9 protein-coding genes are annotated in these 13,870 nt (G+C 56.5%); 3 read left to right on the top strand and 6 right to left on the bottom strand.

The window, feature by feature from the left end; genetic code table 11:
* Positions 1-15 precede the first annotated feature (15 nt).
* The 3 genes from ACUIAF_RS05690 (at position 16) to ilvA (ending at position 6,075) form a co-directional block, all read left to right on the top strand.
* The gene (locus ACUIAF_RS05690; RefSeq protein WP_445338106.1) at positions 16-1,926 is read left to right on the top strand and encodes a glycoside hydrolase family 13 protein; all 1,911 of its coding nucleotides are present in this window, start codon (positions 16-18) and stop codon (positions 1,924-1,926) included.
* A 162-nt stretch (positions 1,927-2,088) separates the two neighbouring features.
* On the top strand, positions 2,089-4,554 hold the full coding sequence (locus tag ACUIAF_RS05685) for a bifunctional alpha,alpha-trehalose-phosphate synthase (UDP-forming)/trehalose-phosphatase (protein ID WP_445338104.1): 2,466 nt from the start codon (positions 2,089-2,091) through the stop codon (positions 4,552-4,554).
* 255 nt (positions 4,555-4,809) lie between these two features.
* The gene (gene ilvA / locus ACUIAF_RS05680) at positions 4,810-6,075 is read left to right on the top strand and encodes a threonine ammonia-lyase (protein WP_110416703.1); all 1,266 of its coding nucleotides are present in this window, start codon (positions 4,810-4,812) and stop codon (positions 6,073-6,075) included.
* A 531-nt stretch (positions 6,076-6,606) separates the two neighbouring features.
* Here ilvA and ACUIAF_RS05675 read toward each other — a convergent pair.
* The 6 genes from ACUIAF_RS05675 to ACUIAF_RS05650 all read right to left on the bottom strand — a co-directional run bounded on the left by ACUIAF_RS05675 (position 6,607) and on the right by ACUIAF_RS05650 (position 13,624).
* The gene (locus ACUIAF_RS05675) at positions 6,607-7,278 is read right to left on the bottom strand and encodes an ATP-binding cassette domain-containing protein (protein ID WP_052733229.1); all 672 of its coding nucleotides are present in this window, start codon (positions 7,276-7,278) and stop codon (positions 6,607-6,609) included.
* 25 nt (positions 7,279-7,303) lie between these two features.
* The gene (locus tag ACUIAF_RS05670) at positions 7,304-9,322 is read right to left on the bottom strand and encodes a bacteriocin-associated integral membrane family protein (protein ID WP_445338102.1); all 2,019 of its coding nucleotides are present in this window, start codon (positions 9,320-9,322) and stop codon (positions 7,304-7,306) included.
* Positions 9,323-9,808: 486 nt separating this feature from the next.
* Positions 9,809-10,309 (bottom strand): hypothetical protein, encoded by a 501-nt coding sequence (locus tag ACUIAF_RS05665; RefSeq protein ID WP_445338100.1) that lies wholly within the window; start codon positions 10,307-10,309, stop codon positions 9,809-9,811.
* Positions 10,310-10,816: 507 nt separating this feature from the next.
* Entirely contained in the window at positions 10,817-11,188 is a 372-nt protein-coding gene (locus ACUIAF_RS05660; protein ID WP_445338098.1) for an SdpI family protein, read from the bottom strand.
* A 47-nt stretch (positions 11,189-11,235) separates the two neighbouring features.
* Entirely contained in the window at positions 11,236-11,889 is a 654-nt protein-coding gene (locus tag ACUIAF_RS05655; RefSeq protein WP_445338096.1) for a DUF1648 domain-containing protein, read from the bottom strand.
* Positions 11,890-12,868: 979 nt separating this feature from the next.
* A complete protein-coding gene (locus ACUIAF_RS05650; protein ID WP_445338095.1) occupies positions 12,869-13,624 on the bottom strand; it encodes a Sir2 family NAD-dependent protein deacetylase in 756 nt (251 codons plus the stop codon).
* Between the last annotated feature and the right edge of the window lie 246 nt (positions 13,625-13,870).

Genomic DNA, 13,870 nt, shown 5'->3' with positions numbered 1-13,870 from the left:
TTCGTGAGGAGGACCATGACCCAGGAAGAACGCATGCAGCTGCCCGACCAGGTACGGACCAACGGAGCCACCCCCAATCCCTGGTGGGCCAACGCTGTGGTCTACCAAATTTATCCGCGGTCCTTCCAGGACACCAACGGCGATGGCTACGGTGACCTGCCGGGCATCACGCAGCGGCTGGACTACCTGGCCGACCTGGGCGTGGACGTAATCTGGCTCAGTCCGGTCTACAAGTCCCCCCAGGACGACAACGGCTATGACATCGCCGATTACCAGGACATCGACCCCATCTTCGGCACCATGGACGACATGGACGAACTTCTGGACCAGGCCCACAAGCGGGGGATCAAGGTGGTCATGGACCTGGTGGTCAATCACACCTCGGATGAGCACGCCTGGTTCCAGGCCTCCCGCAACAAGGAGGACCCGCACGCCGACTGGTACTGGTGGCGGCCCGCCAAGGCCGGCCACGAACCCGGCACCCCGGGCGCAGAGCCCAACCAATGGGGATCCTGCTTTGGGGGCTCCGCCTGGCAGTACGATCCACAGCGCGGCGAATACTACCTGCACCTGTTCTCCAAGAAGCAGCCTGACCTCAACTGGGAGAACCCCCAGGTCCGGCAGGCCGTCTTCGACATGATGAACTGGTGGATGGACCGGGGCATCGACGGGTTCCGCATGGATGTGATCGTCATGATCTCCAAGACCGTCGACTCCGAGGGCCGCCTGCCCGGCGAGGACGGATCGGCCATCACTGACGGTCCCGTGGGGCCTGAGGGGTACTCGTCCTCGGTGCCTTTCTGCGTGGACGGCCCCAGGCTGGATGAGTTCCTCCAAGAGATGCGCAGCCAGGTCTTCCAGGGTCGGCAGGGTTACCTGACCGTGGGGGAGGCTCCCAGTCTGGCGCCTGCCCGCAGCGGGCAGATCACCGACCCGGCCAACCACGAGCTGGACATGCTCTTCCTCTTCACCCAGACCGAGGTTGACACCGGGGACAGCAAGTGGGACATCCGTCCCTTCCGGGTTCCCCGGCTCAAGGCTGCCATGGACGAGCAGCAGCAGGCTGTGGCCAAGGCCGGATGGGCCAGCCTCTACTTCGACAACCACGACCAGCCCAGGATCGTCTCCCGCTGGGGCGACACCTCCAGTGAGGAGCTGCGCTCGCGTTCGGCCAAGGCCCTGGGGCTCCTCCTGCACATGCACCGGGGGACCCCCTACATCTATCAGGGCGAGGAGCTGGGCATGACCAATGCCGGCTTCACCAGCCTCGACCAGTACCAGGATCTGGAGTCCATCAACCTCTACCATCAGCGGGTCGATCAGGCGCACGAGCAGGATCCGGAGTCCATGATGGCCGCCCTGGCCTATATGAGCCGCGACAACGCCCGCACCCCCATGCAGTGGGACTCCACCAAGTTCGCCGGCTTCACGGCTCCATACGCCCCCAAGGAGCCCTGGCTGGCCGTCAACCCCAATAGGGACAAGGTCAACGCCAAGACTGAGCAGCGTAATCCGGATTCGGTCCTGGCCTTCTACCGGGAGCTGATCCGCCTGCGTCATACCAATCCGGTCGTGGCGGCCGGCGGCTTCACCCTTCTGGATCCGGATGCGGACCAGATTTACTCATTCACCCGTTCCCTGGACCAGGCGCCCGAGCCCAAGTCGGGACCCGAGGCTGCCAGCGTTCTGGATGCCCTGCCCTGTCAGCGCCTTCTGGTTGTGGTCAATCTGAGCAGCCGCCCGGCCTCACTGCCGCCTGAAACCGCCGCACTTCTGGGCCTGGACCAAACCGGATTCACCTCCATGGCCCTCGGAGCGGTGGACCCCGATCGAATCCTCATATCCACCTACAGACCGGAGCAAACCGCCAGCTCCCTGCTGACCGGCCGTCTCTCCCCCTGGGAGGGCTTCGTCTACCGACTCTGAGGAAAACCCCGCCGTCGGCACGTTTTCCCGGCTAGAGTGGAAGTCAGCGATGCCCTGATGGGCCTGTGCGGACCGGTCGGGTCCGCGGGTCCCGGGGCGATGGGTTCGCGCTGTGGTCAATCCCGACGATTCCGGCGCGGACGGGAAAAGAAAGCGGGTTGCATGTCTCGTCTGATCATCGTCTCCAACCGTTTGCCCATGTCCTTGCAGGCACAGGAGGACGGCTCTTACACCTTGCGCCAGAACGTGGGGGGACTGGCCACGGCCATCGGCCCCTACCACCATTCCCATAAGGACTGCCTCTGGATCGGCTGGAGCGGCATCGATCCTCAGAAGTACTCGGAAAAGGAGCTGGACCGCATCCGTCAGGCCTACCGGGAGAGCCGGTGCATTCCTATCTTCCTGAGCAAGGAGGAGCTGAATGGATACTACGCCGGCTTCTCCAACAACACCCTCTGGCCGCTCTTCCATGACTTCTCGCATGAGGCCGTCTTCCGCCAGGAGGACTGGGAGATGTACCGCAAAGTCAACATGCGTTTCGCGCAGGTGGTGGAGCCGCTCATCCGCAAGGGCGACACCATCTGGGTCCAGGACTACCACCTGATGCTCCTGCCCAAGATGTTGCGCGAACGTTACCCCGATGCCTCCATCGGCTGGTTCCTGCACGTGCCCTTCCCCAGTGCCGAGATCTTCCGCTCCCTGCCATGGAGCCGCGAGATCCTGGAGGGTGTCCTGGGCGCCAACCTGATCGGCTTCCATACGGTGGACTTCTCCGCCAGCTTCCTGGCTTCGCTGCACAGGCTGTTGCCCGAACTGCCGGTCAACCGGGACGGCGTGGTCGAAATGCCTGACGGCCACCGAGCAGCCATCGACGCCTTCCCCATCGGCATCGACTACAACCTCTACCGGCGTACCGCCCACTCCGGCCTGGCCCGGGCCATGCGTCGAGGAATCGACGAGGCCTGCGGCAAGTCCCCCCGTCATCGCTACCGCACCTCGGTGACTGCCGAGGGCGTGGCGGCCAACGAAGCCGCCACATCGGACGCCAACTGGTGGAGCCACTACATGGAGAAGGACATCCCCGAGTCCACGCTGGCCAAGCAGGCGGCTTCCTCGGTGGGCAGCCGCTCCAACAAGGTCATCGTTTCGGTGGACCGGCTGGACTACACCAAGGGTCTGCCCGAGCGGCTTCAGGCCTTCGGCCGCATGCTGGACAAGTACCCTGAATGGGTGGGCCATGTCACCTACTACCTGCTGGCTACCCCCTCGCGTGAGGTCGTCGAGTCCTATCAGCGGCTCAAGGCCCAGGTGGACCAGTTGGTGGGGGAGATCAACGGCCGCTACTCCCTGCTGGCCTGGACCCCCATCCACTACATCACCCGCTCCCTGTCCATCAAGCCTGTCTGCGGCATCTACACGGCCGGCGACGTAGCCCTGGTCACCCCCCTGCGCGATGGGATGAACCTCGTGGCCAAGGAGTACCTGGCCTGCCATGACGGACGCGACGGCACCCTGGTCCTGTCGGACATGTGCGGGGCCGCCGACGAGCTGACCGATGCCTTCATCGTCAATCCCTACGATATCGACATGGTCTGCGAGGCCCTGCACAACGCCCTGGAAATCACCCCCGAGGAGTCCAGGCAGCGCAACATCCGCATGCAGGCCCGACTCAAGGTGCGCACTGCAGCCAACTGGTGCACCTCGTTCCTCGACTCCCTGCGGCAGGTGTCCACTCCGGGCATGACAGACAGGAGGCTGCGTATGGATCACCACAACGCCATCGTTCGTCAGTGGGACGGCGCCCATCGTCGTCTGGTCCTGTGCGACTATGACGGGACGCTGACCCCGCTGGTTCGCCGTCCTGAGCGGGCCAAGCCCACCCAGGCCCTTCGCCGCCTGCTGACCCAGGTGGGAAGCAATCCCGATGTGGACTTCCTGCTGGTCTCCGGCCGCAGCCATCAGATCATGCAGGACTGGTTCGGTGACCTGCCGGTGGGGCTGATTGCCGAGCATGGCGCCTGGAACCGCAACCTGCCCGGCAGCGACTCGGACGAGTGGCAGCGGGCGCAAGGCCTGCCCGACTCCGATACCTGGCAGAAGGTGATCCGGCCCATCATGGATGAGTCGGCCACCAGGGTCCCCAACTCCTTTGTGGAGAGCAAGTCCGATGCGGTGGCCTGGCACTACCGGATGAGCGATGCCCAGGTGGCCGACCAGGAGCGTCAGGATCTGCTCCATCGCCTGCGCGGAGTAGTGGTCGGCCTGGGGTTGATGATCATGGAGAACTCCAAGGTCGTCGAGGTCACCCCTGTGGCCACCAGCAAGGGCCAGGCCATCCTGCCCTTCGTCAACAGCGGCGACTACGACTTCATGATGGCCCTGGGCGACGATGAAACGGACGAGACCATGTTCGCCGTCATGCCTGATAAGGGCTGGACCATCAAGGTCGGGCCCGGCCAGACCAAGGCCCGGCTGCGGGTCAACGATCCGACAGCGGTCACTCTGCTGCTGGCAGACCTGGGTGCCGGTGTGGCCCGTGACTCCAATGAGCCTGTGGCCTCCCACGACTTCCGCGACGACCATACCGTGGTCGACGAGGCGCACGCCCAGCTCACAGACGACAAGTAAGACAGACGACCACTGCCATCACCGGTGACCCCAGCCATCACCGGTGACTGTTCGTGAAGTCCGTCAAGTTCACGGGCGGGCTGGTGGCACGCTTGGTTATCGGTCTGCTTGTTTCAGGTTTGCTCTCATAATTGTCCGGTCTTCGGGTGCCCAAACGTCTGATTACCCACATGTTTTTGTTTTTCGATAAGTTTGGGTGTCCACCATGTTGACGGCTGACCCCATTGGTCGGGCCCGGCCGACCATACTTGGAGCATGGATACTTCAACAATCACTGCCTGTCTTGAGGCCGATCATGCCGCTGATTTGCGCAAAGCCTCCCAACGTCTGGAAGGTGTGGCCCGTCACACCCTTATCGAGCAATCCGATGACCTGGGTGCTCGGATTGGCCATCGCGTTCTGCTCAAGCCGGAGAATCTGCAGCTGACCGGATCCTTCAAGATTCGCGGAGCTTATAACAAGGTGGCCTCGTTGGATCAGGACGAGCTGGACCGCGGCATCGTCACCGCCTCCGCCGGCAATCATGCCCAGGGGGTGGCTTTTGCCGCACGCAGCCGTGGCGCGAAGGCCACGATTGTCATGCCCCGGATCACTCCGCCCCTCAAGGTCGATGCCACTCGGGCCTATGGTGCCGAGGTTGTCCTGCAGGGCGAGGTCTTCGATGAAAGCTCTGATTACGCCTTGGGGCTGGCACGTGACCGCGGCATGACCTTTGTCCCGCCTTTTGACGACTACGAGGTCGTCTGCGGTCAGGGGACCATCGCCATGGAGATTCTTCAGGACGTGCCCGATGTCACCGATATCGTGGTTCCCCTGGGTGGGGGCGGGCTGGGCGCCGGCGTGGCGCTCGCCGTAAAGACCTTCAAGCCTGAGGTCAGAGTCATCGGAGCCACCCCGGTCGGATCTCCGGCCTGGCGTGAATCTCTGACAGCTGGTCATGTGGTCGCAGCGGATCAGATGCGTACGGCTGCCGAGGGCGTAGCCGTCAGACGTCCCGGCGATCTGAACTATGCCCTGCTCAGCCGCTATATGGATGATCTGGTCCAGGTGACCGAAAGCGACATCTCCGAGATGATTCTATTCATGCTGGAGAAGCACAAACTGGTGGTCGAGGCAGCTGGCGCCGTCTCCTTGGCGGCCTTGGGCCAGTTGGATCTGCAGTCCGATGTCTTCCGGTCGGCTCCCGGGCCGCATGTGATCGTCCCCATCATCTCGGGTGGCAATATCGATACGGTCACCATGGGTGCGGTCATCCAGCGGGGGATGATCTCCCGCGGACGCATCATGCAGTTCGGCGTGGAGTTACCCGATGTTCCCGGCCAGCTGGTCAAGGTGGCCACGGTCCTGGCCGATCTGCGTGCCAATGTGATCGAGCTCAACCACGATCAGTTCAAATCCTCCGGCCACTATGACAACGGCGTGCTCTTGGAGGTGACCGTGGAGACCAACGGCCCCGATCACATCACCCAGATTCTGGACACCTTGCGCAGTCGAGGCTTCCAGGTCCATCAGAACTACTGAGCACTATGTCAAGATTGGATCCGGTGCCCGTGCCTGGCATCCGATGTTCGGGGACAGTGATGGACAATGATCATCGCCGAGAGAACAGTCAGAATGGTCGACGCCTTTGCTGGGCTTGGCTGATGGGACTTGCTGGTTCTTAAAGGTCCAATCTATGGCGATTCTTGTGCTGCCTTGCGTCTCATCACAGGCGGAGTCCCTTTCTTGATGCTGTAGTGGAGCCTTCCCTCTGCGCCGGCGTCGGCCAGGGCCGCGTTCCAGAGAGCGGCCACATGTTTCAGCGACTGTTTGAATCTAGTGACGAAGTTTCGTGTTTCGGCATAGTTCGAGCCCATTTGGTTCTGGAGCGAATTCCGTACCCCGGCCTGTGGAGGGAAGCATGATGACGCGGCTGGTCTTGTGCTTCTTCTGGCGCCCGACTTGGGTGCTTATCCACACCATGAGCAGCCTGGCCTTCTCCCTGTACGGCCGGATGCGGGTGATGCCCTTCCCCAGGGTCGTCACGGTCTGCGGTTGGAGGACGTGGGTATATCAGCCTATCTCGATAATCGACGAACAGATTTGCTTTATTTCTTCATTGTGCGTTGAGATGATGACGGCGGCACCTTGTTGGGCAAGTTCGCACAGTATACGTATTACGACGTTAGCGTTGTCTTGATCCAGCGCAGAGGTCGGCTCGTCTGCAAGAATGACACTCGGCTGTTTGAGCAGGAGCCTTGCGAGGGCGATTCTCTGTTGTTCCCCGCCCGATAGGGTGTAAATCTTTTTCTTCTGTGAGCCATTCATCCCGACGATGTCAAGTACGCTGTCGATTCGTTCGTCCCGTTCCTTGCGATGCTCGCGCTTCTTCATTTTGAGGGGAATCTGCAGGTTACGCGATACGTTCCACTGTTCGACAAGACCATAGTTCTGGAATAGAAATCCTATGTTTTCGCGAAGACACACTCGCTGTCCCTTCCTGCTCTTGTGTAAGTAACCGGAACGGAATGTCCCTTCGTTGTAAGTGACCGATCCTTCATCGAAGTCCTCCAACAAGCCGACGCAGTTGAGCAGGGTCGTCTTGCCTGCACCGGACGGCCCGCTCACTGCGATTATGGAACCAGGTCCAGCGTCGAAGGACAGTCTCGACCATAAGGTGTGTTCTGCAAATCTCTTGGTAAGTCCTTCGACTTTCAATGTCGGCTGCATGCCTGCGTCTGTCATATGCATCTCCCTCCGCACCGCGGATTCACGGGCGTTTGATGTCGTCGGCACGGAACCTTGATTCGTATGCCGATACGGTAATGGCCATGATGAGGCTGGATCCGGCGAAGAGCAATGTTCCAGCCACCAGATCCGCAACCTTGTTCATCGAGCCGATCATGCCGACTGCCATGAGGGTCAGCAGTACCCCGGTATTCTGCATGATAAGGAAGCCTCCATGTCTTCTGAAAAACCCGTATCCATGGATGAATTGGACGAAGGAGAGCCTGCGTCGTCTTGCGCAATACGCGGCCGAGCACACAAGGATGGCCATCATGGCAGCGGCCAGACCGAACGATATGGCTATAATGTCCCCGCGTTGCTCGTTCCTGGATAATGACAACGTATACGCCACCGAGTCTTTGGCGTTGTCAATACCCTGGAAGTATCCGGAGATTCCATAATGGTCCAGCTTGCTTTGCAGGAGTTCCGGATCAGAGAACAATACACTATCGCTTGATGTGTATGACAGGTATACCATGGGGCTGATCAACCCTGACGATGGGGATGTGACGGCTACCACTGGATCTTTCAAAGACAGCTTCTGCTGATCTTCCGCAGGCATGAACTGCGTTCCCGAGAAGAGAGATATGTCTTGGTCCGAACGTGTGCGGACCAAGACGCCGTGAGGGTTGCAGGAATATGGTTTCTGTTTCTGGGTAACACCCAGTTGGCACTGTGTCTTGAAATATTCGGCATATTTCTTCAACAAGGCTCCGGGGTCCCCTTTATATGATGAAGGCACCAGGAGTGTGAAAGCCCCGATATCTTTTCCAACCACTCTAACCGGTTTCCCATCAAGTCCGGCAATGGGTTGTTTGTCAAGATAGTTCGGGCTCACTATCATCGAATCGGATCCGTCCGGTTCGTAAGGATCATCGTAATAATCGGAGCCAAATTTATTATACCCGACCAGCATCGCCTTCCCTCTGCTGTCAAGATCCTCGATCACTTTCATCAGGGGAGACGCTGCCCGGAGCATATCCTCCTGTGTGATGTTGATTGAAAACCTCAGGACATATTGATCCGAGATGCGAGACCACTGTGCCAAGGACCGGCTGGTGCTCTGTACCGCGCTGATCCTATTCAGAGACCCGCTGATGGTGCCAAAGAGAACAGCCACCACCATGAACTGGGCAAAACCCGCGATGATGCCATCACGAAGTTCGTTACCCTCTCCGTTCAGAACAGCGGGTATTCGATCGCGGAATGTACTGGCACCACCCAAAACCAACGCCAGGAAGACAAGATAGGCCGTCAATACAGCCACGGCGACAAACAGCGCTCGAAGGAGTCGCCAAATCTGGTGGAAGTTATTGATAAGCCAGAGGAAAGGTAATCCCACCAGGGTAATCGTCATCAATCCCACGGCGAGCGTGGCGAGCAGTGAAACCAGCTCGCCGACGAGTATCCTTCCGCTGGTATAACCATGCATCGCCTTGACCGCATGTATCTTCCTGTTCCTAGACAGGGAATACGCGGTGGAAACCACCAATGTGATGGCGATGATGGCGACTCCCGCCCAAAGGCCACCCCTCCCTAACGCGTATATCATCGCAGCTATCCAGAAGCCTCGTGACCAGAGGCTTTGTGATTCGTCAACCACTATCCGGGAACGTGACAAAGCCTTGGCGAGCTGTTCCATATGTGACCTATCCGCATTGGTCGCATAGCTTCCGCGCAAGTCCTGGGTGGTAATCTCTTCAAAAGAAACTACTTTCGTTGACTGGTCACGCGTTGAAAAGGAAGGATAATCGTACCCTCCATTTCGTTGAAAAGACTCTTGGTCACCCACAAAGGCCACGAGAACACGAGACTTCATTGAATCACGAAATGAAGGTTGGATTTTGAAGACATTAATCCCTAAATTTCTTGATGCTTGAGCAATCGCACGCACAGCATCCGCCTTCGTCGCGGTATCAACCCTCTCGACGGTGAAAGAGGTACCGGTACCTGCCGGAAGCTCCTGGTCGATAGTGATAAGCATCTCGAATGTCACCACCATGGTGAGAATCAAGGAAGCCCAAACCGTCAACCGTTGAATCCAGTGAATTCGCAAATCACCTCACCCACCCAAAACAAAGAGTAGACACATGCCGGCCGACAAGGCAGGAGCTGCCATTCATGAAGCAACAACTTTCCCAAACTTCCTCATAGTCTTCTCCTTTGAAAGCAAATATGAGGCGAAAACGTTCTACCGCTGACTATTCTACTCCATAAACACAGCTAACTCATTCCGGCCTCTCGCACATTGAGACTGCTCTCATGTCACTGACACCGATGTGGAAATCCGAACTGGTACGATGACGCCACCACTCCTGGAACAATACCCTGCCGGAATTCGAACAACACATAAAAGACCAGTTTGCTTGGTTACACTCACACCATGAGCATGGGATGTTTAGTGGATGTAGTGCGGAATCATGTAGAGAATGTCGCTGGTGATGACACTGGTGGGGATGGTGGCGGTCAGCCAGTTGCGGATTTGATGTCAGTCGAGCCGGTTGCCCATTCGTCTGATCTGCTCGCTGGCCTGTCTATCGAGTGAGGCCAGGGCCTCGTCGAGGTGTCGTGTGACGTCGTGGGCGAGCGAGTCGAGCCTGCTGTTCTGCTTGCTCTGCAGGCTTAAGAGCTGCTCGTTCACGTGCCGCTGCTCGTCGTTCATCTTTCTGAGCTGTGTTTCGTTCCTGCTCGCCGTTTGCTCCACGCTTTCCTCGAACGCCTTGTAGTCAGAGAGGATGACCTTCCTTGAGGCTTCGTTCTGCCTGTCGCCTGAGTCCTCTAATCGCTGCAAGCTGATCAACAGCATCTGGTTGGCCTGTTCCGTCGTGGAGGTTATCGCCTCCAACTGCTCCTTGCGGTTCACCTGGCTGCTAGTGGCGAGATGCATTTGCGTGCCCTGGTAGTTCCCGAGCTCCTCGAGTAAATGCCTCGTCTCGCGCAGTTGCGCGCTCAGGTTCTCCTCGTTGCTCTGGTTCGGGTTCTTGCCCATGTCTCCTCGTTTCGTCCAGCAGCGATTGCAGTTCTCCGGCCACGCTCTTAATCTGTTCGCGCAGCTTCTCGATGAGCGTCTCTCCAATGACCGCGAAGCGAAGTCATCCACCGTCAAAATCAAAATCAAAAATTCAAGTTTTCTAGTATAGGTATATAGGGGATCTCTGATTAGATTTAATGCGCGTGGGGCTAAGAGGGTTTGCTGCATTCAAAGTCCCTCAAATTGCATTCAAGGTCCATCTCTTGAATTTGGTCTGATTGTGGCTTATCTGGACGTGATTGCTGTCTGCGCTGGTTGGTGCATTTGGGGTGTGTTGATGATGGTGGTTTCGTGATTGCTGGTGGGTCTGATGCTTGGGTGGTTACGTTTGGTGGGCTGTTTTTGGGTCGTTCACGATACATAAGAGATAAACCAGGCTACGTATCGTAATCAGTGGCGGAACGCCAGAATCAATCCACTATTTTGCTTGTTACGACACATAGCCTGGTTCAGATATCCGAAACTCTATCCCCGCTTATTATGATTATTGGCATCACTGTTTGCATAAATTCCAATAACGGCAGCTGCTCCAAGCATTATTACCAGCAACACCCAAAGTATGACCAAACAAGTGGGATCAAATGCGCTGACACCCTTGGTGAAAATACAACTAAACGCCAAGTCTATCGACATCAATGCCATGATTACGGCTTCCAATAGGAACAACCAAGAATACTTGGAGTGAATATATCCCCAGGTTTCATCAGATGACATTATGGCTTTAGTCCTTAATCCGACTTGCCCGTTTCTGCGTAAATTACCCAGCTTCGCCTTTCGGTACAGCCACACAAAGTAAATTGCCAAAACCATCATCAATACACAAAGTGCTGCTACCATTGAATTTCGCTTTCTTTTTTGAAAACTATTGCTAATGGATCCGATTTTTAATTGTTGGATATGACAAACGCTGCTGCAACACCGATAAGTAATAAGAAGACGGCAATCAAGGCAAACATGAGAGCTATGAAGCCAGTCATCGATATCAATACTGCGACAACAAGACCTGCGACTCCAACAAAAAGAAGATCAGAAACCCATATGATTTTTACTGTCCGAATTGACAGTTTCATAAGGCAATCTCCATTGCCGGGTTCTTGCAGAAGAGTCCTTTTTGATGGAACTGTTGTGATGGCTGACAGTACAAGAAGCACCGAAAAAGCAACAATAAACTGATTCACTGGATTTCTAAAAGCTGGTGATTGATGCTCCATTGAACTACTAAGTATCACCATTGCAGCGTACCCTGAAACGGCAGTGGCCACAGGAAGATAAACATCAATAGAGTCAACCGCTCGTCCAACACTTTGTTTAATCACGAGTACAGATCGAGCAATGAGAACAATGAGCACCGCACACACAATGACTGCAGGGAAAATCGGAACGGTATATTTTTCCCCCCAAGAATCAGCCTTCCCAAGAGCATTCCAGTGCGTTGGCACTACATCAGGCAGTGCATAATAGTTACTACCAAGTACGATAGCCATCACCAAAGCAAGAATGAACGAAAACATTACGGACGGCGACAGCAACTTTTTCATATCATAACTTCCACGTTAATGACTGGGAATATGGATGTCCATAATTCAACACAGTTAAACCACCGTCACCCTTTCGGGAACGCAAAATAAAGGTACAGACTCCGTCCACTAACTCTTCGTTTTCCTTAGTTACAGTACCCATAATCAACAACCCCTTAGTCGATATACGTTTATCAAATGCAATCGCAAAATGTGATGCGATTGACAAATACTGTAGTACTTGTCAAGCGATAATCGGTCGTTTCTTCAGCAGGCGAGAGGCGTCGGTGCTTTTGCCGATGAATTCGGACTTGTGATCATGTCTTTCAGGCGAGTTTGAGCTCGACTATTACACGTTTAATCTACTTGGTGACTATCTGAGGGCTAGATTCTATATCGGAAGCGTCGGAGCTCTGTTGGGACAGTGTGCTTCAGGCTTATGGCTCTACTAAAAGTATGCTATCGGGCATGAAAAGGCTCCAATGGGATGTATGGCTGGAAGTCAGCGGGGTGCCCGCTGATCATTGTGGCGTGGCTAGGGTGTTTTGGAGCAAAGAATCGACTCTGTCGGTGCTGCGAATGGGTGGATGGATAGGAGGACGGGGGTGAGTTGGAAGCAGAGGGGCAGGGGAGCACGGTTATTCCTGTTCGAATTTCATGGGCCCTATCGGTATCTTGCCCCAGTACTCGGCGGTGCTGATAAGGGCATGTCCAGGGCATCATAGCTTTGCTCGGGCGGGAAGACTTTGGCTTCCGGAGTCGATTCGCTCTCCTTCTTCTGGGGCAGGGGTTTGCTACCTGATGCAGAGTATCCGCGTGATAGGGGTGCCGGGGTTCCAAAGCGACGCTGACAGGGGACCGGTACAGGCGGAGTCTGCCCGTAGTGAAACGGAAGACGGCGCAAGGATTGCCATAGCGGGCCCCGCAGGTTCTTGCAGAGCCCATCAGAAATCTGCAGATCGCAGATCTGTTCCAGCGATTGCGCGGAGCAGTCAGCGAATCATTCCTGTCCGGCAATAGTTTTGTCGACGAGTTTGGGCAACGCTTCTTCGATAGGTTCATGGATGAGTCGGGTTGCCAGAGAATCATACTGGGTTGAACCCATGTTCATGATGGTGATTGGCACACCTGCTTGGGCTGCCACCGGCACCAGTGAGGCCGCCGGATACACCTCCAAGGTGGAGCCGATCACCCAGAATTGATCGGCCTGGCTGGCCAGCCTCATGCTCTTTTCCATGGCTCCCTCGGGCAGGGCCTGACCGAAATAGACCACATCAGTCTTGATGATGCCGTTGCAAGGCATGTTGCCTTGGTAGGGCATGGGCTTGTGGCAGTGTGGATCGGGTTCCTGATCGAGCTTGGCCATGATGTCGGCCGTCCGATATGCCTGACCGCACTTCATGCAATGGGAGCTGCCGATGGTCCCGTGAAGGTTGATGATGACATCCTCGGAGTTGCCGGCTTTCTCGTGGAGGGCATCGAAGTTCTGCGTAGCCAGCAGGTTCAGCATGCCTGCCTGCTCCAGCCTAGCCAGTGCCTTGTGCGCTACTCCGGGCTGGGCCTTCCATACTGGTGACTCCTTCTGCCACCGCCATGAATACTCCCGCTGCTTCCGGTCACTCATGAACAGATCCAAGTCATAAACGTTCATCTGATCGGGATGCTTGGTCCAAACCCCGTCAGGCCCGCGAAAATCCGGTATGCCGGCGGAAGTCGAGATTCCCGCCCCGGTCAGTACTGCAATTGTTGTGCTCATACACCCGTCTTACCATCCGTCAACAGAATCCATGACTCGCAGACCAACATAGTGCGCGAACATACATCTATATCAACATTCATATTCGTAGGCTGTGGATGACTGGCGGTCGAGAACGGAAGGTGAACTCCGCATTGGATACAGCCGACTATGAGCAGAGTTCAAAAGGACTATGAAGGGACTAAGCCGACACGCAAATGGCGCTGGGACCCGATCGTCACTTTGTGAATAAAATGTGTGCATGAA

This window comes from Bifidobacterium sp. ESL0822, assembly GCF_052606675.1.
The sequence above is the reverse complement of the archived record's forward strand: the minus strand, read 5'-3'. Positions and strand labels throughout refer to the sequence as shown.